This window comes from Myxococcus sp. CA051A (assembly GCF_013336705.1).
Lineage (GTDB): Bacteria > Myxococcota > Myxococcia > Myxococcales > Myxococcaceae > Myxococcus > Myxococcus llanfairpwllgwyngyllgogerychwyrndrobwllllantysiliogogogochensis.
In genome coordinates this window covers 206,331-227,525 of the sequence record NZ_JABUMS010000007.1, presented here as the reverse complement: position 1 = coordinate 227,525, position 21,195 = coordinate 206,331, and the positions used below count along the sequence as shown (strand labels likewise).

Sequence of the window (21,195 nt, the reverse complement as noted above, 5' to 3'; positions counted from 1 at the left end):
CGTCACAGCCTTCGCGGAAGCTACGCGGGCCACGGTGACAGCATCTGCGTCTCGTACTTCCCAAGCAGGGCGTGCGTCGCGCGCGCCGCGGCTTCGACCTCGGCGTGGCCGAGTCCCTTGGGCAGCGTCGAGATGACCGTGGGGAACGCCCCGTCGAACACGAGCAGGTTCTCCAGCTCCAGCGGGTCGCTCTGGAGGTCGTAGAGCTCCCACTGGTCGGCGTGCTCGCCCGACGGGTCCCACGTCCGCGCGAGCTTCCAGCGCGGCGTGCGTACGCACCGGACGTGGTTGGGCTGGCACACCGCGCCGGGCTTGAGGTCCGGCACCTTGCCCGCCTTCGTGGTGCCTTCGCGCAGGGCGTCGACGGAGCGCGTGAACACGGCGAACAGCGCATCGTCATGCGCCTGGTGCGGGTCGCCGGTGTGCGGCAGCGTCTCCGTAATCTCGTCGTCGGTGATGAAGAGCACTCCGGCGCGAGGCGTGCCGTCGGGCTCCGTCACGGTGTTGGTCTCTCCGCGCGCCAGCGGGCTCAAGTCCGCGCCGACGAAGGGAGGCACCGGGCGGTGGAGTCGCAGGTCGGTGCGAATCGCGTCGAGCGCGGCGCCTTCGATGCCCGCGAGTCCCAGGAGCGTGGGCAGCACGTCCACGTGGCTGCTGAGCGCTTCAATCTGCCGCGTCTCCGGAGCGACGTCCTTCTCCACGGGGAACTGGACGACGAGGGGCACATGCAGCGCCTCCTGATAGGCGGTGTGCCACTTCTCCATCATGTAGCCGTGCGAGCCGGCGTACTCGCCGTGGTCGGAGAGGAACATCACGAGGGTGTTCTCGCGCAGGCCGCTTTCATCCAGCGTCCGCAGCACCTGGGCGATGTGCGCGTCCACCACGTGGATGAGCCACGTGTAGTACTGGTTGAAGCGCAGCGTGGACACGTCCGGAGCGGCCGTGAGCTGGAAGGGGATGCCCGAGTTGAGGGTGACGGCGACGGGGTCGATGTTCTCGTTCGCCTGATGCAGGACGAGCCCCGTCTTGGCCGCGAGCGCCAGGCCCATCTTGTATGCGTAGTCGCGCTGACAGCTCGGCTTGTTGACGAGCGAGTCGTGCACGTTGGGAGGCAGGTGCGCGTTCTCCTGCGGAAAGTCCTGGGGGTTGAGGAAGAAGGAGAGGCTCCCCGAGACGGGAGTCACGGAGCGCGCTGTCTGTGTCGGCACGTGCAGCGGACCGAGTGGGCGCGATTCGGAGTCCAACTGCCGGGGCAGGATGGGATACGTCGCGATGTCGTGGGGGTTGGTGAAGGACGCGACGGCGAGCCACGGCTGTGGCTCGGTGGAGGGCGCTTCGCCGAGCGGGGCCGTATAGGACTGCTGGGCGAGCGCGCGGTTGTAGGGCTGACCCAGCGCCATCCTGCGCAGGAAGGTGCAGGCCAGGTCCGCGAAGCCGATGTCGCGGAAGGTGCCCAGGTTGTTGACGGAGGAGCCGTGCGGCTCCGGATACGACAGCTCCCAGTCATCGAAGCCGTACTGCTTCAGCGAGTGGTCCGGTGGATTGCTGACGTGCCACTTGCCGAAGTAGTGCGTGTGGTAGCCGGCCTTCTGGAACCAGTGGCCGATGGTGGGAATCCCATCGGGCTCCAGCCAGGGGAACGCCGAGGCGTCGCCGCTCTTGAACAGGCCGTCCGTCTGCGTGACGCCGGTGCGCGTGCCGTACTGGCCCGTGTAGATGGCGGCGCGGCTGGGGGTGCAGGCCGAGGTCGCGATGGTGTGGTTGCGGAAGACGGCGGCGTTCTTCCGCAGCGCGGTGAAGCCGGGGAAGTACTTCCGGTAGGGATTGTCCTCACCGCCCTCGTCGATGAAGCCGAGGATGTCCTTGATGCCGGGAAGGAAGCCCCCCTCCGGGCCATAGGCGAACCGGGGGAACATCAGCTGGTCCACCGTCAGCAGGAGGATGTTGGGGCGCGAGGCTTGGGTCATGGGTTCTCCGGGACGCCAGGAGGGAGCAAGGCTGGCGCCCGGAGTTGCACCCACCGTGCCCGTGCGCGCGGAGCGCCTTGCTGTCCAAGGTCCGGGGGCCTCACCCGACGCGCGGCGTAGCGATGGAACGCGGCTGCGTTCGCCTCGGACGCGGCGCGCGGGAGAGGAGGGGACTCACGCCGTCGAAGCCTCGGTGCGGCGGTGGCCCGCGAACGGAAGCTCGGCCCGGTGACACGTCGTCCGTTCGCGGTCTTCGAGCCCGTGGTGCGGTCAGCGTCCGCCGCGCGGAGCCTGTCTCGCCTGACGCGGCGTCTCCTGGCCCAGCAGGCGGTATGCGCTCTGGCGGTGTTGCTGGAGCTGGGGCAGCAGGTTGTCGAGCATCGTCTTCAGCGCGGTGTTGTCGACGAACTGCTGCTGTCCGGCCATCACCTTGGCGATGACCACGTCATGGTCGCCCACCATGGCCGCCAGGAACGCGCGGTCGAACGCGGGGCCCTGGAGCGCCTGGAGCTTCTCCATCGTCGCGTGCTCCGCGCCCTGCATCGCCTTGGCGAGCGACGAGTCCGCCTTCGGCTCTCCCAACTGGAGCTTCTTCGTCTTCGCGAACGCGAGCAGGTTCTCATCGGCCTGTCCGTGCTCGCGCTCCATGCGGGCGCCAAAGTCCTTCACTCCCTTGGAGCTGCCGTTCTTCTGCGCGAGCTTCCCCATCTGGACTTCCATCTGGTTCGCGTGGTGCAGCTCCTCCAGGAAGGCCTTCTCCTCGGTGGGGATGGGCAGCAGGCCCTCGCGCATCCACTTCGCGGCCTGCGCGTCGGGCTGCCCGGAGCCGCCCGTGCCGGGCCAGGCGCTCGGGTCCTTCTGGATGTCTTCTCCATGGTCGATGGCGTCCGCCTCGCCCATGCGAATCATGCCCTGGCTGTCACCGGTGCCATTGTTCTGCGTCGTCGGTGTGTCCGACGCCTTCGCGTCCTGGTTGTCCTGCGCCCCCGCGGTGCCACCCAGCACCAGCGAACCCACGAGCATCCAACCGTGCCATCGCATCATCGCCAGCCTCCCGAGAGTGGAACTCCAGGAGGCAAGGTGGCGATGGGGAAGCGCCGGTGGCCAGGGAACACCAGGGGAGCGGACAGGGGCTCCGTCCCCGGAACGGCCCCGAGCCTCAGGGCTCCGCGAGCAGGAACAGGGCGTGCGCGCTGGCGATGGGACGGGTGCGGTCGTCCTGCCAGGCCTCGACGCGGACGTTGGCCACGCGGCGGCCCTGGCGGGTGATGAAGGCGCGCGCGAAGGTGTCCTGCGCCTTGCCCGAGCGCAGGAAGTCCACGGTGATGGAGATGACCTTGGGCACGCGCGGCGTCTCCGTCTGGAGCAGCAGCTCGAAGATGGCGGACGACTCCAGGAGCGCGCCCAGCGTGCCGCCGTGCAGCGCGGGGATGAAGCTGTTGCCGATGAGCTTGGGCGTGTAGCGCATCCGGCAGAGCATCTCCCCGGCCAGGTTCTCCACGCCGATGCCCATGAAGCGCGTGTAGGGGATGGCGTCGGTGAGCTGGCCGTACTCGCGCGTCTTGCGCACGTGGTGCACCAGCTCGGCGAGGGCGGAGGGGGACTTGGCGTCACTCACGTCATTCCTCCAGCCGCATGAAGGTGCCCTGCGCGGAGGCCACCGGATTGCTCTTGTCACCCTGGTGTACGAGCGCGCGGACGAAGGCAATCTGTCGCGTGCTGCGATAGCACTCGGCCACGGCGATGAGGGAGACGTGGGGGCGGGCGGGGCGCAGGTAGTCGATGCGCAAATCCAACGTGACGAGCGGCTGGATGCGACCCAGCTTGAGGATGACGGCGGAGCCGCAGGCCGCGTCGATGAGCGTCGTGACGGCGCCGCCGGCGATGACGCCCGTCTCCGGGTTGCCGACGAGGAAGTCCGCGTAGGGCAGCTCGACGGTGGCCTCGGCGGGGCCGATGTCCAGGAGCTTCAGGCCCAGCGCGTGGTTGTGGGGGACGATGTCCGAGTAGAACAGGGCGGCGCGTTCCATCCGCTCGGCCTTGTCTTCGGGAAGGGTGAAGTCCGACATGGGGAGCGGATAACAGAATCAGGTCCGGATGGCGCGTGACGTTTCGCGTCGAGCCTTTGTCGGCCGCTCAGGAAGAGGGCTGCCCGGTCCCCTGTTCACGCTCGTCGAGCCTGTCTGCCCTGGGCCGGGTAGTCTCCCCGCCCCGCACGGCCGTGTCTCGCGCAGTCCCCCATCACGAGGACCTCCGGTGAAACGACTGACCTCCGCCCTCTGCGTCGCCCTGCTGGTACCGGGCACGCTCTTCGCCGCGCAGCCCGTGGCGACCCCTCCCTCCGCTCGGCAGGACCCGCTGCCTGCTCCCCAGAAGAAGGACGAGGCCGCGCGCGAAGCCGGCCGCGCCGTGGAGGTGGACCCCAACGCGCCGTCCGCCGAGCCGGGTGCGAAGGAGGACAAGGAGAAGGACGCCTGGAAGGTGGACGCTCCCGGCTTCCCCGCGAGGCAGGTGGACATCGACGTCACCGAGGGGACGTGGATGAACGTGGATGTGAGCCCGAGCGGAGACGAACTTGTCTTCGACCTCCTGGGCGACATCTACGTGTTGCCGCTGGCGGGCGGCGAGGCGCGCGCGCTCACCTCCGGCGTCGCGTGGGACATGCAGCCGCGCTTCAGCCCGGACGGCAAGTCCATCGCCTTCACCAGCGACAGGGGTGGCGGCGACAACATCTGGGTGATGAAGCGGGATGGCTCGGACGCGAAGCCGGTGACGCAGGAGAAGTTCCGCCTGCTCAACAGCCCCGCGTGGAGCCCGGACGGACAGTTCCTCATCGCGCGCAAGCACTTCACCTCACGGCGCTCGCTGGGCGCGGGTGAGGTGTGGATGTATCACCGCTCCGGCGGCGAGGGCGTGCAGCTCACCGAGCGCGCCAACGAGCAGAAGGACCTGGGCGAGCCGGTGTTCTCTCCCGACGGCCGCTACGTCTACTTCAGCCAGGACGTCACGCCGGGCAAGACGTTCGAATACAACAAGGACCCCAACGGCGAGATCTACGCCATCCAGCGGTTGGATGTGGAGACGAAGGAGATTGACCCGTTCGTCTCCGGGCCGGGTGGCTCCATCCGTCCGACGCCGTCGCGGGATGGCAAGCAACTGGCGTTCATCCGCCGGGTGCGGACGAAGTCGGTGCTCTACGTCACGGACGTGGCCTCCGGAGCGGAGCGCCCGCTGTACGACGGGCTGGACAGGGACATGCAGGAGACGTGGGCCATCCACGGCGTGTACCCGACGCTGGCGTGGACGCGGGACGACAAGGCGATTGTCTTCTGGGCGGGCGGCAAGCTGCAGCGCCTGGATGTGGCGACGAAGAAGCTGACGCCCATCCCCTTCCACGTGAAGGGCACGCGGACGATTTTCGAGGCGGTGCGCTCGCCGCAGGCCGTCGCGCCGGAGCGCTTCGCCACGAAGATGCTGCGCTGGGTGCAGGTGTCTCCGAAGGGAGACCGCGTGGTGTACCAGACGCTGGGCAAGCTCTACGTGAAGGAGCTGCCGGGCGGCGCGCCGAAGCGGCTGACGAAGCAGGAGGACCACCTGGAGTTCTATCCGTCGTTCTCTCGCGACGGGCGCTCCATCGTCTACACGACGTGGGATGACGAGAAGCTGGGCGCCATCCGCGTGGTGTCCGCGACGGGCGGCGAGGGCAAGGTGGTGACGTCGAAGCCGGGCTACTACGTGGAGCCGTCACTGAGCCCGGATGGCAAATCCCTGGTGTACCGCGCCACGGGAGATGGCTACCTGATGCCGGGGCAGTGGAGCCGGGAGACGGGCCTCTTCGTGCAGCCCGCGTCGGGTGGCACACCGCGCAGGCTGGCGCGGGATGGCGAGCAGCCGCACTTCGGGGCGCGCTCGGACCGCGTGTACTTCCTGCATGTGGAGCACAAGGAGAAGGAGGACGTGCGCTCGCTGAAGAGCGTGGGCCTGGATGGCGGCGAGGAGCGCACGCACGTGACGAGCGCGGAGGCGACGGAGCTGCGCGTCTCGCCGGATGAGCGGTGGGTGGCGTTCCGGGAGAACTTCAACGCCTTCGTCACGCCCTTCCCGAAGGGCGCCAAGGCGGCGACGGTGGGGCCCGAGGCGAAGGCGCTGCCGGTGGCGAAGGTGAGCCGCGACGCGGGTGAGTACCTGCACTGGTCCGGTGACAGCAAGAGCCTGCACTGGGCGCTGGGGCCGGAGCTCTTCACGCGGGAGCTGAAGCAGTCCTTCTCCTTCGTGGACGGCGCGCCGGAGAAGCTGCCCGCGGTGCCGGAGAAGGGCGTGGACCTGTCCTTCCAGGTGAAGGCGGACGCGCCGGAGGGCACGCTGGCGCTGGTGGGCGGCCGGGTCATCACCATGAAGGGTGACGAGGTCATCGAGCAGGGCGTGGTGGTGGTGCGCGGCAACCGCATCATCGCGGTGGGGCCGGTGGGCAAGGTGCAGGTGCCCTCGGGCGCGAAGGTCGTGGACGTGAAGGGCAAGACGCTGATGCCGGGGCTGGTGGATGTGCACTGGCACGGGGCCATGGGCGTGGAAGGCCTGATGCCCGAGCAGAGCTGGGTGCAGGCGGCGTCGCTGGCCTTCGGGGTGACGACGCTGCATGACCCGTCGAACTCCTCGGAGGAGGTCTTCGCGGCCAGTGAGCTGGGCCGGGCCGGAGCGCTCATCTCTCCGCGCATCTTCTCCACGGGCACGATTCTGTATGGCGCGGCGGGGGTGGGGTACCGCACGCCGATTGAAACGCTGGACGACGCGCGCTCGCACCTGCGGCGGATGAAGGCGATGGGGGCCTTCAGCGTGAAGAGCTACAACCAGCCTCGGAGAGACCAGCGGCAGAAGGTGCTCCAGGCGGCGCGGGAGCTGAACATGCTGGTGGTGCCGGAGGGCGGCTCGCTGCTCCAGCACAACCTGACGATGGTGGTGGATGGGCACACGGGCGTGGAGCACGCGATTCCGGTGGCGCGCATCTACGCGGACGTGAAGCAGCTCTGGGGCAAGAGCGGCACGGGCTACACGCCGACGCTCGGCGTGGCGTACGGCGGCAACTGGGGCGAGAACTACTGGTACCAGAAGACGAACGTCTGGCAGGACGAGCGGCTGTTGTCCTTCGTTCCGCGCCGGGTGGTGGACTCGCGCAGCCGTCGGCGGACGATGGTGCCGGATGACGAACTCAACCACGTGGACGCGGCGAGGACGGCGCGTGAGCTGAACGACGCGGGCGTCAACGTGCAGTTGGGCGCGCATGGTCAGCGCGAGGGCCTGGCGGCGCACTGGGAGCTGTCGATGTTCGGTCAGGGCGGGATGAAGCCCTTGCAGGCGCTGCGCGCGGGGAGCCTGGGTGGCGCGCGCTACCTGGGCATGGATGGGGAATTGGGCTCGCTGGAGGAGGGCAAGCTCGCGGACCTCATCGTGCTGGACAAGAACCCGCTGGAGGACCTGATGAACAGCCGCTCGGTGCGCTTCACCATGGTGAACGGCCGCCTGTTCGACGCGGCCACGCTCAACGAGGTGGGGACGCGGCAGCGGCAGCGCGCGAAGTTCTACTTCGAGAAGGACGGCAACGAGGGTTGGAGCCCCAAGGCCACCGCGCACACGCACACGCACGAGTGCGACTGAGCGTCGGGTGACGTGACTCGGGCTCCGGGGGCGAGCGTGTCCCTGGAGCCCGAGACCGCTCCGGCCGGAAAAGGCCACCCGCGAGCGCTCCCGTGCTTTCCGTCTATTCGCGGTTTGTCGGCTTTGTCTTGAAGACAGGTGTAGTCCTTCCTAGATTGCCCGAGCACCGTCGGTGGGCACCTGGGGAGGCCGTGGAAGATGTGGGTGAACGCGCAAGGGCCAGGGGTCGCGCTGGCCATCGCCGCCCTGGGGGTGTGCGGGTGCTCGTCGCCGCAAGTGGCTGACCCCGACATCGTGCGTCCCGCGCCGGGGGCGCCGTTCCTGGACAAGCTCCCGGGGCCGATGCTGGGGCCGTTCAGCTCGCCCTCCAGCGCCCTGCTCGCGGCCTGCCGGAAGATTCTCACGAAGCCCCACTCGAGCGCGGGGGCTCGGGACCACCAGGACTTCGATATCCGGTGGCGTGTCTCCAGTGAGTACTGCGCCTGGATGTATTACACGCCGGACCAGCAATACGTCGTGAGCAAGCTGACGGACCAGTCGCGAGTCGACCCGTTGCAGCGGAGCAAGAGTTGTCTGCTCCCCTCCTGGGTGGATGACCCCCGCTATCCGCCTGACGCCATCCGATACATCTACGCCCTGCACAACCATCCCTATGGCAGCAGCCTGACGGAGAACGACATCCGGTTCATTGTCTCGGAGGGGCTCGCGCACGGCTTCGAGAGCGAGACGAAGGATGGGCGCTTGCGGCTCTCCGTCGTCGCCTTCTTCTCCCGGAACGCAGCGGAGCCTTCGTGCGACGGCTTCCACCAGTACATCCCGCTGACCGGGCAGTTGTTGAAGTGGTCTCGCAGTGGGGCGAACTGGCAGTGCGAACAGACGGGCTCGGTGCGCTGGTCGGACGCTGATACACGAACGTTCTCGGTCCAGAAAGGAAGCGCGCCGTGCGAAAGGAGCAATACACCATGAAACATCTGCTCCTTCCGCTACTGGTGCTCCTGTCGAGCTGCGTCCGGCATGCGGGCGCGCGCACCGCGAATCCGCCAGAGGACCCGTCCATCCAGTTCCCGGAGGCGCTGGGACAGGACGCCATCTCCCTGGGCGCGGAGGGACAGGCCTATGTCCTGGATGGCGCGATGCTGGGCGCGCTCTCGATTGCCGCCGAGGACCTCCTGCCGTTGGAGTCGCGCGGGCGCTCGTGCTGGAACCGGCAGGAGTCGTACCTCTATCGCGTGCTCCGACAGGGGGACGTGTTCTTCGTGAGTATCTCCGCGAACCCCTCCGCGTGCGGAGCGGAGCCCCGGATGTTGGATGGTGGCGCCGCGTACGCCATTGGAATGGATGGGCGCATCCTCCGACGCCGCTTCGACGGAGCGCCGGACCCGGTGCCGCCGGATGCGGGCACGGAGTCCGATTCGGGAACGGAGCCTGATTCGGGCATGTCCCCGGACGCCGGTATCCCCGTGGGCGATACGACGTGGGGCAAGCCGCTCCAGCCTGTTCCCTCCTGGTGGACGGATGGCGGCACGGATGCGGGAGCGGCGCTCCGCTGAATCGGGCGTGACGGCCCCGGGGAGGCGTGTGGCCCCCGGAGCCGGTGTGCTGCCGCGAGTCAGGGGATGAGGGTCAGCGCCAGCGTCTGGAGGGCCGTGTACTGAGGAAGCCCCTCAGGGGAGGCGCAGGCATTCTCCAGGTCGGCGGTGACGAAGGTCAGGGTGCGCACGGCGGTGGCTCCCGCGTACTTGCCGGAGACGACCGTGCCAATCTGGGCTGTCTCCTTGACGGAGGAACCTCCGCTGATGACGACCTGGGTGAGCGAGAGCTGAGACGTCTCTCCGGTGTTCCAGACGATGTTCACCGTGCCGCCGCGGATGCCGAGCAGGTCATCGCAGGCGAGGCCCGGTCGGAGCGCGGCGGGGAAGTTCGTGGTGCCGGACGTCACGGGGCTGGTCAGCAGGGAGATGCAGTTGGTGAGGCTGCCGACGCCTGAGACAGACGTGTCCTGTGGGGTGTTGGTGAGGGGCGGTGAGAAGGAGATGGTCGTCGTCCCAAGCAGACATGTCACGGTGCCGAGGAGCGGCGCCTCGCTGGACTCCAGCGTGGATTCGAGCGGAGGCGTCGGTGGGGCGTCGGTGCCACAAGCAGAGAGGGTGCTGGAGACCAGGAAGAACGTCGTGAGCCACAGCCAGGATTGTCGTGCGCGCATGTCCGCCTTGGAGTTGGAGGTGGAGACACCGTAACGGTGCATCGCACGGCGGTCGCACGTGGCTTGGGGACCCTATCGGTTGTGAGTCATCGCGCTTGTACATACGTCCAACGCGCGGAGCCCGCAGCGTACCCCGCAGGGTGTTTCACGCGGTGGCGCGGGCCGCGAGCTTTCGGGACAGCAGTGCATCGAGCGAGAAGCGCCCGGGCCCGGCGGTGAGCAGCAGCACGGAGACGGCGATGTACAGCGTCGCCAGCTCCGAGGAGCCGGAGCCACCCGCGCTGCGTCCTCCCGCGCGGACGAGCCAGGTGGGCAGTCCACCGAACGGCTCACCGGGGCCCGTGGTGAGTCCCATCACGCTGAGCCGGATGAACGGGTCGCCAAAGGGAATGTGCGCGATGACGATGCCCACGAGCATCGTCACGGCGACGCCGAGCGTGGCCAGCGGTGTCGCGACTCCCACCATCCACGCCAGGCCTCCGAAGAACTCGGCGGCGGCGCCGAGGAACTGGAGCACGCCGGGCACGGGCGCGCCTTCGCCCATCCACGTGAAGGGCGTCACCATCTTCCCCGCGCCATGCAGGGCCATGAGTCCACCGGTGAGGATCCGCAGCACGAGCAGGCCGGTGGAGAGAGAGCGGTCCGCGGTGCGCGGGTCGACGAGGATGCGAGACAGGGTGTGGGTCATCGGGACTTCTCCGGGGAATCGTTTTCCAGCAGCGACAGGGCGAAGCGCAGGGAGGAGCGGACGAGCGCGGAGTCGGGCTCCGTCTTGCCCACCACGCTCATCCCCTGCACGAGCACGACGAGGTGCGCGGCCAGCTCCCGCGCGTCATGCCGTCGACTGAGGAGTCCCTGCTCCTGGGCTTCCAGGATGGCGGGCACCAGCGCGGCGGCGAGCTTGGCGAAGGATTGTCCGACCACGGCACGAACCTCGGGGTCATGCGGCGCGACCTCCGCCGCGGTGTTGGCGAGCAGGCAGCCACGCGTCCGTCCTGGCCCCGTGCAGCCCTTGCCGCGCACGCGCAGGTAGTGCTCCAGGCCGGCGCGAGGGTCGGCGCCGTGGGACAGCAGCTCTCGAATCTGCACGGCGCTCTGGTCCGCGTAGCGGCGCAGCGAGGCGAGGAACAGCGCGCGCTTGTCACCGAAGGCCGCGTAGAGGCTGCCCTTCAGGACACCTGTTCCCGTCTCGAGGTCTCGGACCGACACGGCGTGGTAGCCGGTCGTCCAGAATTGCTCGATGGCGCGGTCCAGCACCGCGTCCTCGTCGAAAGTCTTGGGTCGCCCCATGCCTGCTCCTCGCGAGACCCGAGGGGCCCGCGCGTTCTTGGACGATCGTTCAAATAATGATTGTTGGACGAGTGGTCAAGTTCAAGTGACGTGAAGGGGAACAGTCTCACGGGGGCGAAGGAGCCCACACTGGATGTGGGCGAGCCCGATAGGAGTCGACACATGTGGGTGGGTGGACCCGGAGGGGCACGGCACGAGCTGCCTGCTGCCGTGGAGGCTGGATGACCCGCGCTATCCGCCAGGGTCCTCCAGGAGGACGACGGTCCTGTACAGCGGTGTCCATGGAAGTGAGTTGTCGGAGGACGAGCTCTCCTTCCTGGCGTCGGAAGGGGAGCGCCACGGCATCGAGACCGAGCCAATCCGTGCGAGTGCGTGGCTCTCCATCACGCTCACCATCGCGAGGAATGCCAGGACGCTCTCGTGAAGTGGTGGAGTCAGCGCGGCTTCGTTGCCTGACGGTCACGGAGCGCTAGTAACTCACGTGCAACCATGCGGTCCTTGTCGCGACCCACGTGCTGCTTGATGGCGATGAGATCATCCAGACCGATGATTCGGCACGGATGCCCGTACAGCTCCATGGACACGGCTTTGGATGCCACGTCGTCATACGTGCCAACAGGCTGCGCCGTGGAGCCTCCCCAGGTCCGTCAGCAGGTAGAGGTTCTGGTAGGTCGCAAGCTCCGTGGGTGGCTCCGTCACAGGGCGCTTGGGAACGGCCAGGGCATAGCGAGGATGGTACGGAGCCAACGCATCGAACAGCTTCGTGAAGTTGTGCTCGGTGAATGGCGCGACGATGTCGAGGTCCAGGGTAAAGGTGGCCGACCCGTGGGCAACCGCCGCGACGCCTCCGATGATGACGAACTGAACCTGTGCATCGAGCAACAGCGTCAGAATCTCAGGAGTCCGCTGCATCGCTGCTCGCATCCTTGGGGCGGAGTGCTTCGTACAGCTCCGTCATGCGCTGTAACTGCTCGATGCGCTCCGTCGGAGTGAGCTCGAGGTTCTGTAGCAGAAGGGACACGTCCACGCCCGCATCGATGGCGGCGTCCCAGTGAGGGCCATAGCTGGGAAAAGACTGCCGGAGCAGGTCCCGCATATCCATGGCCCTACTCTAGGTCGGGAGCGTTTTGTCTGCAGCACTCCTCGACTCTCTGCTGGCCACCTCACAGGAGGACCTGGCGGGCCATTGATCAGAGGGCCCGCTTCTCTCCTCGCTGTCCGAGACGCTACTTCTTGGATGCGAGGCGCCGCCGCGCGGTGGAAGTGAAATACGAAGGACGGCCGCGCTTGTCGTGCTCAGGGCGCAGCGCCGCGGGTGTTGGTCCCGCACTTCGCTTCGAAGAGCTGGAGCCTGTCGCGCAGCTGCTTGCGGTAGGAGTCCGGGGTGGACTCGTGCAGCATGTCCAGCGCGCGACGCTGGAGTCCGAGCGCCTCCTTGCAGCGGTCCAACTGGAAGGACATCGCCGCCTGGAGCGTCAGCGCGTAGGGGTCTCCCGGTGCGAGCTCCACCGCGCGACGGGCCACGGGGAGGCCCTTCTCCGGCTGCTGGGTCTGCTGGTAGTGCGCCGCGAGGCTGGCGAGGATGCGTGAGTCGTTGGGCAGCAGCTCGGCGGCGCGCTGTCGGGCCTGCTCCAGCGCCTGGCGTTCGCTGTTCATGTCCAGGTGCTCCGCAAGCAGGTCCCAGGCGCGACCATCGTCGGGGTGTGCCTGCACCAGCGTGCGGGCGCGAGCCAGGTGCTCCTGGGGGTTCTGCTGGAGCTGCGCGGCGAGCACGGCGACGCTCACGCTGACAGGGTCCTCCTTCAGGCCCTGCTCCACCTCGGCGCGCGCCTTCTGGATTCGCTCTTCCTGGGGCCGCGCGCCAATGCCATGCAGGTGCAAGCGCCCGCGCAGAGCGTGGACGTCCGCGGAGTCCAGCTCGCGCACGGTGACGTCTCGGGGCACGGGGGGCAGGGGCAGGGTGAGGATGGCGGAGCGCCCGCTCCAGACAAACGTGCGCAGGTCCCCTCGCAGGTCCCCCGCGTCCTTGAAGGCGATGTCCCAGGCGGTGCGCGGGTCCTCGGCGCGGGCCAGCCGGGTTTGAAGCTCGTCGAAGCGCTCGGTGTGCATGTTGATGAGGTAGTGCACCCAGACCCAGGCGGAGGCGTAGTGCTGCTGCGTCTCCGCCGCGCTCATCGACTCCTTCTGGTCCCAGGCCCAGAGGTCGTCGACGTCGAGCCAGCCGTGCTGACGTACATAGGCGAGGCTGTTCTTGTTCGCGCGGCCAAGCACGGCCTCCTGGGTGCTGACCTTGACGTGGGTGGTCTGCAGGTACTGGGCGAGCCCCTCCGCCAGCCACCGGGACTGGCGCAGCAGCACGTGTCGGCTCAGCTCATGCGCCAGCTCGTGCGTCTGCAGCTCCTGCTCGGGCCCGTCGTCCAGCACGTAGCCCTCGCCCGACATGACGAGCAGCGTGCCCTGCTGCGTCGGCGCCACGAAGCCCACGTAGTCGCCCTGGATGAACTCCTTCAGCTCGTTGGTGTTGCGCAGGAGGATGACGTCCACGGAGCCGGGGGGATTGAAGTCCGTTCCCCACGCCAGCAGCAGGGCGCGGCGGAGCTTCTCCAGCTCGAGCGCCGTCGTGGTGGCCGACTGGGGCGTCAGGTTCGTCTGGATGCGGAAGTGCTCGCTCTGGACTTCGGACCAGGTCCGCCCGCCTTCACGGGGACACAGCGCGCGGGAGCCCGCGCAGCCGGTGGAGAGCGCCAGGACCAGACTCATCAAGACAACGTGGAATTTCATGCGCGGGGTTCTGGCATGAACGCCAAGAGAAGGAGAAGAGACGCGCCGAGAGGGGACTCGTCAGTCCTCCCCGTGAAGTTCGGCATCCCCGCGGGAAGTCCCGAGGTCTCCGCCGCTACTTCTTCTCGTCGCCCGCCAGGATGCGAGGTGCCGCCGCGCGGTGGAAGCCCTCGTACGGCTTGGACGCGGAGGTCTCCTCCAGCGGGAAAATCTTGGTGTTGCACGACGCGCCACCGTCAATCTTGATGACCTCGCCGGTGATGAACGCCGCCACGTCCGTGAGCAGGAACACGATGGCGCCGCTCACCTCCGCCTCCGTGGCCAGTCGCTGCAACGGCACTTCCTTCTTCAACAGCGGGATGAGCGCCTTGACGCCCTCGTCCTGGTAGCTGTCCATGCCACTGGACGCGACCCAGCCCGGCGCCACCGCGTTGACGCGCACGCCCGTCGCCGCCCACTCCACCGCCGCCGTCTGCGTCAGGTTGAGCATGCCCATGCGCGCCGCGCCCGAGTGCCCCATCCCCGGCATCCCGCCCCACGCGTCCGCGAGCATGTTGACGATGGACCCGCCGTGGTTGCTCATCGACTGGAGATACACCTCGCGCGCCATCAGGAAGCCGCCCGTGAGGTTGGTGGCGACCACCGCCTCGAAGCCCTTCTTGGAGATGGCCGCGAGCGGTGACGGGAACTGCCCGCCCGCGTTGTTCACCAGTCCGTGGATGCGCCCGCGCGCCGCGACGATGCGTGCCACCGTGGCCTTCACGCCCTCCTCGTCACGAATGTCCACCGTCTCCAGCGAGCACTCGCCGCCGTCCTCGCGCAGCTCCGCGGCGACCTTCTCCAGCTTGTCCAGCTTGCGGCCCACCAGGACGACGTGCGCGCCGAGCGCCGCCAGCTCGTGCGCGGTGCAGCGCCCGATTCCGCTGCCGCCTCCCGTCACGACGATGTTCTGTCCCTTGAAACAACCCGGTGCGAATACAGAGCGGTAACCCATGTCGTCTCCCGAAGTGGCCCCGTGCGTGGCGAGAGGGCCCGTGGTGTCCGTGGTCGCCTCGCGGCGTCAGTCTCCCGCTTTCCGCCCGCGCCGGGAACGCAGCGCGTCCTCCAGCGTGAGCGCCCAGCGGTGGAGAATCTTCTTCCTGCGCGCGCTGTCGTCCCGCAGCAGGTTGGCGAGCCCCAGGCCCCGGATGAGGTCCAGCGTCGCCTGCACCAGCTCGCGCGTCTCCGGCTCGCGGTCATCCACGCCGAGCAGCGCCACCGTGAGCCGGTGCACCTCCCGCCCCACCTTCGCCTCCACCGGCAACAACTGCGCGCGCAGCTCCGCGTCCGCGCTCGCCGCCACCCAGAGCTGCGCCGCCGCGGCGAAGAGTGGCTGCGTGTAGAAGCCCGCCAGCATGTGCAGGATGCTCTCGGTCCGCCGCACGTCCGCTGGCAGGCGGGCCGCTCTCCGGCTGAGCTCCTCCACCTGCTGGTGCCCGACGTACTCCACCGCCGCCGCGACCAGGTCGCCTCGCGTGGGGAAGTGGTGCTGGCACGCGCCGCGAGACACGCCCGCTCGCTCGGCGATGACCGTCATCGTGGAGCCCGCCCACCCCAGCTCCGACAGGGCGCCAATGGCGGCCTCCATCAAGCGCTGCCGTGTCACGCGGCTGCGCTCCTGTTCCTGTCTGCCCGGCGGCGGTGCGTCGCTCACGAAGTCAGCTTGAAAGGCATCCTCGAAAAAAGCAAGCGCGCTTGCTTTTTTAGGCATGGGCTCCCAGACTGCCCGCATTCAGGCTGGACGTGGAGAGCGCATGAGCGAGTCCCCCCTCCGTATCGGCAATGCCTCGGGCTTCTATGGAGACCGGTTCTCGGCCGTCCGGGAGATGCTCGAAGGCGGCCAGTTGGACGTCCTCACGGGCGACTACCTGGCGGAGCTGACGATGTTGATTCTTGGCCGGGACCGGATGAAGGACCCGTCCACCGGCTACGCCAAGACGTTCCTCCGGCAGATGGAGCAGTGCCTGGGGCTCGCGCTGGACAAGAAGGTGAAGGTCGTCGTGAACGCGGGCGGGTTGAACCCGTCGGGCCTCGCGACGGCGCTGCGCGAGCTGAACGACAAGCTGGGCCTCAAGGCGCGCATCGCGCACGTGGAGGGGGATGACCTCTCCGGCAGCGCGGACGAACTGGGCCTCGGCTCTCCCATCACCGCGAACGCGTACCTGGGCGGCTGGGGCATCGCCGAGAGCCTGCGCGCGGGCGCGGACGTCGTCGTCACCGGGCGCGTGACGGATGCCTCGCTGGTGGTGGGCCCGGCCGCCGCGCACTTCGGCTGGAAGCGGGACGACTGGGACAAGCTCGCCGGGGCCATGGTGGCCGGCCACGTCCTGGAGTGCGGCACGCAGGCGACGGGTGGCAACTACTCCTTCTTCAAGGAGCTGGATGTCCGCCGGCCCGGCTTCCCCCTGGCGGAGCTGTTCGCGGATGGCTCGTCCGTCATCTCCAAGCACGCGGGCACGGGCGGCGCGGTGACGGTGGACACGGTGCTCGCGCAGCTCCTCTATGAAATCACCGGGGCCCGGTACGCGGGGCCCGACGCGACGGCGCGGTTCGACTCCATCACCCTGGCGGCGGATGGGAAGGACCGCGTGCGCATCTCGGGCGTGAAGGGTGAGCCGCCTCCGCCCACCGTGAAGGTCTGTCTCAACCACCTGGGTGGCTACAAGAACGAGGCGACGTTCATCCTGGTGGGGCTCGACATCGAGGAGAAGGCGGCGCTCATCCGAGGACAGATGGAAGCGGCGCTCACGCGCAAGCCGAAGGAGACGCACTGGACGTTGGTGCGCACGGACCGCGAGGACGCCGCCACGGAGGAGCAGGCCGCGGCCTTCCTGCGCGTCGTGGTGAAGGACGCGGACCAGAAACTCGTGGGGCGCTCCTTCAGTGGCGCCGCCGTGGAGCTGGCGCTGGGCACCTATCCTGGCTTCACCATGACGGCGCCGCCGTCGGATGGCGCGCCTTACGGTGTCTACACGCCGGCCTATGTCGATGCGAAACGCGTGGAGCACGTCGCCGTCCTGCCGGATGGCGCGCGCACGGTCATCGCGCCCACGGAGCAGTCGCTGAAGCTGGCTCCTGTCGAGAAGCCCGCGTTGCCGGAGGCGCTGCCTTCGGGTCCCACGCGGCGGGCACCGCTGGGGCGCATCGTCGCGGCGCGCAGTGGGGACAAGGGCGGCACGGCGAACATTGGCGTGTGGGCGCGGACGGACGCGGCCTGGCGGTGGCTTGCGCACTTCCTCACGGCGGAGAAGCTGCGCGAGCTGCTACCGGAGACGGCGGCCTTCGCGATTGAGCGGCACGACTTCCCCCAGCTCCGAGGGGTGAACTTCGTGGTCGACGGGATTCTGGGCGAGGGCGTGTCGTCGTCGACGCGCTTCGACCCGCAGGGCAAGGCGCTGGGGGAGTGGCTTCGCTCGCGCCATGTGGACATCCCCGAGTCGCTGCTTCGTGAAGGAGAGGGTTGAGGCCGATGCCAAGAATCACATCGCGGGTGAACACGGGCTCGGAGTCGTTCCAGGCACAGCGCGCGGACATGCTCGGGCGACTCGCGGAGCTGCGGGGCGTGGAGGCGAAGGTCCGCGCCACCGAGAACAAGGCGACCGAGAAGTTCCACAAGCGCGGCCAACTGCTGCCTCGCGAGCGGCTGATGATGCTGCTGGACAGGGGCTCGCCGTTCCTGGAGCTGTCCACGCTGTGCGGGTACGGCTACCACGACGACAGTGACGGCTCGCTGGCGGGCGGCAACAGCATCGCGGGCATCGGCTACGTGTCTGGCGTGCGGTGCTTCGTCTTCGTCAACAACTCCGCCATCAAGGGTGGCACCGCGTCTCCCTGGGGCGTGCAGAAGGCGCTGCGCGGGCAGGCCATCGCGCTGCAGAACAAGCTGCCCATGGTGTCGCTGGTGGAGAGCGGCGGCGCGAATCTCATGTACCAGCAGGAGATCTTCATCCCGGGCGGGGAGACCTTCTACAACCAGGCGCGGATGTCGGCGGCGGGCATCCCGCAAATCACCGTGGTCCACGGCTCCAGCACGGCGGGCGGCGCGTACCTGCCGGGCCTGTCCGACTACGTGGTGATGGTGAAGAAGAAGGCGAAGGTGTTCCTCGCGGGCCCGCCGCTGCTCAAGGCGGCGACGGGCGAGGTCGCCACCGACGAGGACCTGGGTGGCGCGGAGATGCACGCCACCGTCGCGGGCACCGCGGACTACCTGGCCGAGGACGACGCCGACGCCATCCGCATGGCGCGGGAAATCGTGTCCAAGCTCGGCTGGAACGAGCGACTGGCGGCGGCCGCGCCCACGCTCTACGAGGAGCCGCGCTACTCGCCGGACGAGCTGTGTGGCGCCATCCCGGCGGACTACCGCAAGCCCTACGACTGCCGCGAAATCATCGCGCGCTTCGTGGACGGCTCCGACTTCACGGGCTTCAAGGACGCCTATGACGCGCACACCGTCTGCGGGTGGGCGAACCTCTTCGGCGCGCCCATTGGCATCATCGGCAACAACGGCCCCATCAGCCCGAAGGGCGCGACGAAGGCGGCGCAGTTCATCCAGCTCTGCTGCCAGTCGGGCACGCCCATCGTCTACCTCCAGAACACCACGGGGTATCTGGTGGGGACGCAGCCGGAGCAGGGCGGCATCGTCAAGCACGGCTCGAAGATGATTCAGGCGGTGGCGAACGCCACGGTGCCGCAGGTGACGTTGCTGGTGGGTGGCTCGTTCGGCGCGGGCAACTATGGAATGTGCGGCCGTCCGTTCCATCCGCGCTTCATCTTCGCGTGGCCCAACGCGCGCACGGCCGTCATGGGCGGCGAGCAGGCGGCGAAGGTGATGTCGATTGTCTTCGGCGAGAAGCTCGCGCGTGGCGGTGAGGTGGTGGACGAGGAGGCCATCCGCGCCTTCACCCAGCCCATCGTCGACCAGTTCGACAAGGAGTCGCACCCCTTCAACGCCTCGGCGCGGCTGTTCGACGACGGCATCATCGACCCGCGCGATACGCGACGGGTGCTCGGGTTCGTCCTGTCCATCTGCCGCGAGGCGGGGCGACGCGAGGTCAATCCCAACAGCTTCGGAGTCGCACGCCTGTGAGAGGAGCGAACGGGATGGAGCGTTTCAGCAAGGTCCTCGTCGCGAACCGGGGCGAAATCGCCGTGCGGGTGATTCGCACGTGCAAGCGGCTGGGCTATCGGACGGTGGCGGTGTTCTCCGAGGCGGACCAGGGCGCGCCGCACGTGCTCGCGGCGGACGAGGCGGTGCCGATTGGAGCGTCGCCCGCGAAGGAGTCCTACCTCGTCATCGACAAGCTCATCGGCGCGGCGAAGGCGTCGGGGGCACAGGCGATTCATCCGGGCTACGGCTTCCTCTCCGAAAACGCGGCCTTCTCTCGCGCGTGCAAGGAGGCGGGGCTCGTCTTCATCGGCCCGGACGCCGAGGCCATCACCCTGATGGGCAACAAGCGTCAGGCGAAGCTGCGGATGATTGCCGCCGGCGTGCCGTGCATTCCCGGCTACGAGGCATCGGATGCGGACGACGAGGCGCTGGCGGTGGAGGGCGAGCGCATCGGCTTCCCGCTGATGGTGAAGGCGGCGGCCGGTGGTGGTGGGCGCGGTATGCGACTGGTGCACGAGGCGTCGCAGCTCCGCGCCGCGCTGCGCGGGGCACGCTCGGAGTCCACCAACGCCTTCGGCAGCGGTGAGCTCATCCTGGAGCGGGCCGTCATCAACGCGCGGCACGTGGAGATTCAGGTCTTCGCGGACGAGCACGGCAACGTGGTGCACCTGGGTGAGCGCGACTGCTCGGTGCAGCGCCGTCACCAGAAGATTGTCGAGGAGAGCCCGTCCCCCGCCGTCAGCGCGGAGCTGCGAGAGCGGATGGGACAGGTGGCCGTCACCGCGGCCCAGGCGATTGCCTACAAGGGCGCGGGCACCATCGAGTTCCTCCTCGCGCCGAGCGGCGAGTTCTACTTCATGGAGATGAACACCCGTCTCCAGGTGGAGCACCCCGTCACGGAGGAGATTACCGGCCTGGACCTGGTGGAGTGGCAGCTTCGAGTGGCCTCGGGCGAGGTGCTGCCGCGCGAGCAGAAGGACATCACGTGGAAGGGGCACGCCATCGAGGTGCGCCTGTGCGCCGAGGACCCGGCGAAACAATACGCACCGCAGGCGGGGAGGCTGTTGACGTGGCGGCTGCCCTCGCGCGAGGGCGTGCGAATCGACCATGGCGTGCGCGAGGGGCAGGACATTCCGCCCTTCTACGACTCCATGCAGGCGAAGGTGATTGCGTACGGCTCGGACCGGGAGCAGGCGCGGCGGCGGTTGGTGGAGGCGCTGCACGAGCTCACCGTATTCGGTGTCACCACGAACAAGGCCCTGCTGCTCCACGTACTGGAGGACGGCACATTCCGCTCCGGCGTCTACGACACGGGCTTCATCGGGAAGCATGCGGACGGCGCGACGCTGACGCGGCTGTACGAGACGACTCCCCGTGAGCGGGCGCTGGCGGCGACGGCCCTCTTCCACGATGAGGCGCAGGTCCTCGCGAAGAGGAGCGGGCTGGACGGCTCGCTGGTGAACTGGAACACCGCGTACACGCATCCGGTGGCGATGACGCTGGAGGACCGGAACGGTGAGTCGAAGGTCTCCGTGCGGCCGGTGTCTCCGTCGCGGTACGAGGTGAGCGCGGGCGGCGAGTCGTTCGAAGTCGGCGTGTTGGGGTTGGCGGACAGCGTGTTCGACTACTCCGTTGCCGGGGCGCGAGGCCGTGCGCGCTATCTCCGGAGCGGGGACTCGCTCTGGTTGGATTTGGGCGTCGGGGCACGCCGCCTCACGGACGTGACGTTTCGTCCGGCGAAGTCGTCGGAGGGGGCGGGCACAGGCCGACTGCTCGCGCCGATGGACGGACGCATCCTGCGCGTGGATGCGAAGCCGGGCGACGTGGTGAAGCCGGGTGACGTCCTCCTCGTGCTGGAGGCGATGAAGATGGAGTTCCAGCTCGCGGCGGACATTCCCGGTGTCGTCGAGGCGGTGAATGCCTCGGCGGGTGGACAGGTGTCCGCGAAGCAGTTGCTCGTGGTGCTCACGCCGGAGGCGAAGCCGAAGGAGCCGCCGGCCTGAGTCGAGCGACGGTGCGGGCAAATCAGGCCCCGGACGTCCCTTGTCCGGGAGTGGAATGACAGTGGCGGGACTCCCACCTGTACCTGAAGGGGCTGGGGCACTTCGTGTGCTCCTCCAGGGATGACGTCGTGGCGCTCGAGATTCCTTTCGTGG

18 protein-coding genes are annotated in these 21,195 nt (G+C 68.4%); 6 read left to right on the top strand and 12 right to left on the bottom strand.

The genetic code is table 11. The features are described 5' to 3' along the window. Window positions 1–20: 20 nt before the first annotated feature. The 4 genes from HUA74_RS21595 to HUA74_RS21580 all read right to left on the bottom strand — a co-directional run bounded on the left by HUA74_RS21595 (window position 21) and on the right by HUA74_RS21580 (window position 4,036). A complete protein-coding gene (locus HUA74_RS21595; protein WP_174456032.1) occupies window positions 21–1,967 on the bottom strand; it encodes a sulfatase-like hydrolase/transferase in 1,947 nt (648 codons plus the stop codon). Between the two features lie 270 nt (window positions 1,968–2,237). Next, window positions 2,238–3,011: a DUF4142 domain-containing protein gene (locus tag HUA74_RS21590; RefSeq protein ID WP_174456031.1), complete on the bottom strand. Its 774-nt coding sequence runs from the start codon at window positions 3,009–3,011 to the stop codon at window positions 2,238–2,240. A 115-nt stretch (window positions 3,012–3,126) separates the two neighbouring features. Further along, a complete protein-coding gene (locus HUA74_RS21585) occupies window positions 3,127–3,585 on the bottom strand; it encodes a PaaI family thioesterase (RefSeq protein ID WP_141641894.1) in 459 nt (152 codons plus the stop codon). A gap of 1 nt (window position 3,586) precedes the next feature. Next, on the bottom strand, window positions 3,587–4,036 hold the full coding sequence (locus HUA74_RS21580) for a PaaI family thioesterase (RefSeq protein ID WP_141641895.1): 450 nt from the start codon (window positions 4,034–4,036) through the stop codon (window positions 3,587–3,589). A gap of 187 nt (window positions 4,037–4,223) precedes the next feature. Here HUA74_RS21580 and HUA74_RS21575 point away from each other — a divergent pair, with 187 nt between their 5' ends. From HUA74_RS21575 to HUA74_RS21565, 3 genes are all read left to right on the top strand, one after another. Beyond that, complete coding sequence (locus tag HUA74_RS21575; protein ID WP_174456030.1) at window positions 4,224–7,619, top strand: amidohydrolase family protein; 3,396 nt, start codon at window positions 4,224–4,226, stop codon at window positions 7,617–7,619. 204 nt (window positions 7,620–7,823) lie between these two features. Beyond that, window positions 7,824–8,585 carry a hypothetical protein gene (locus tag HUA74_RS21570; RefSeq protein ID WP_371817282.1) on the top strand — a complete coding sequence of 254 codons (762 nt, stop codon included), beginning with the start codon at window positions 7,824–7,826 and terminating at the stop codon, window positions 8,583–8,585. Next, window positions 8,582–9,169, top strand: a complete 588-nt coding sequence (locus tag HUA74_RS21565; RefSeq protein ID WP_174455901.1) for a hypothetical protein — start codon at window positions 8,582–8,584, stop codon at window positions 9,167–9,169. The genes HUA74_RS21570 and HUA74_RS21565 overlap by 4 nt, the downstream gene beginning before the upstream one ends. 59 nt (window positions 9,170–9,228) lie before the next feature. On the opposite strand, the gene HUA74_RS21560 is transcribed toward HUA74_RS21565, so the two are convergent. From HUA74_RS21560 to HUA74_RS21525, 8 genes are all read right to left on the bottom strand, one after another. Further along, complete coding sequence (locus tag HUA74_RS21560; protein ID WP_217443525.1) at window positions 9,229–9,864, bottom strand: hypothetical protein; 636 nt, start codon at window positions 9,862–9,864, stop codon at window positions 9,229–9,231. A gap of 103 nt (window positions 9,865–9,967) precedes the next feature. Beyond that, window positions 9,968–10,510: a DoxX family protein gene (locus HUA74_RS21555; RefSeq protein WP_174456027.1), complete on the bottom strand. Its 543-nt coding sequence runs from the start codon at window positions 10,508–10,510 to the stop codon at window positions 9,968–9,970. After that, window positions 10,507–11,112 carry a TetR/AcrR family transcriptional regulator gene (locus HUA74_RS21550; RefSeq protein WP_174456026.1) on the bottom strand — a complete coding sequence of 202 codons (606 nt, stop codon included), beginning with the start codon at window positions 11,110–11,112 and terminating at the stop codon, window positions 10,507–10,509. The genes HUA74_RS21555 and HUA74_RS21550 overlap by 4 nt, the downstream gene beginning before the upstream one ends. Window positions 11,113–11,715: 603 nt before the next feature. Further along, window positions 11,716–12,024: a hypothetical protein gene (locus HUA74_RS21545; RefSeq protein WP_174456025.1), complete on the bottom strand. Its 309-nt coding sequence runs from the start codon at window positions 12,022–12,024 to the stop codon at window positions 11,716–11,718. Next, window positions 12,008–12,214 (bottom strand): hypothetical protein, encoded by a 207-nt coding sequence (locus HUA74_RS21540; RefSeq protein WP_141643946.1) that lies wholly within the window; start codon window positions 12,212–12,214, stop codon window positions 12,008–12,010. Before HUA74_RS21540 ends, HUA74_RS21545 begins: the two co-directional genes overlap by 17 nt. A gap of 194 nt (window positions 12,215–12,408) precedes the next feature. After that, window positions 12,409–13,893, bottom strand: coding sequence for a DUF1570 domain-containing protein (locus HUA74_RS21535; protein ID WP_174456024.1), 1,485 nt, complete (start codon window positions 13,891–13,893; stop codon window positions 12,409–12,411). 115 nt (window positions 13,894–14,008) lie between these two features. Then, window positions 14,009–14,887 carry an SDR family oxidoreductase gene (locus HUA74_RS21530; RefSeq protein ID WP_141643948.1) on the bottom strand — a complete coding sequence of 293 codons (879 nt, stop codon included), beginning with the start codon at window positions 14,885–14,887 and terminating at the stop codon, window positions 14,009–14,011. A gap of 66 nt (window positions 14,888–14,953) precedes the next feature. Next, entirely contained in the window at window positions 14,954–15,520 is a 567-nt protein-coding gene (locus HUA74_RS21525; RefSeq protein ID WP_217439456.1) for a TetR/AcrR family transcriptional regulator, read from the bottom strand. Between the two features lie 166 nt (window positions 15,521–15,686). Between HUA74_RS21525 and HUA74_RS21520 the strand changes: the two genes are divergently transcribed. From HUA74_RS21520 to HUA74_RS21510, 3 genes are read left to right on the top strand one after another with little or no spacing between them, the layout of a single operon-like run. Next, on the top strand, window positions 15,687–17,396 hold the full coding sequence (locus HUA74_RS21520; RefSeq protein ID WP_174456023.1) for an acyclic terpene utilization AtuA family protein: 1,710 nt from the start codon (window positions 15,687–15,689) through the stop codon (window positions 17,394–17,396). Window positions 17,397–17,401: 5 nt separating this feature from the next. Further along, the gene (locus HUA74_RS21515) at window positions 17,402–19,018 is read left to right on the top strand and encodes an acyl-CoA carboxylase subunit beta (protein WP_141643951.1); all 1,617 of its coding nucleotides are present in this window, start codon (window positions 17,402–17,404) and stop codon (window positions 19,016–19,018) included. A gap of 14 nt (window positions 19,019–19,032) precedes the next feature. Then, a complete protein-coding gene (locus tag HUA74_RS21510; protein WP_174456022.1) occupies window positions 19,033–21,042 on the top strand; it encodes an acetyl-CoA carboxylase biotin carboxylase subunit in 2,010 nt (669 codons plus the stop codon). Window positions 21,043–21,195 lie beyond the last annotated feature (153 nt).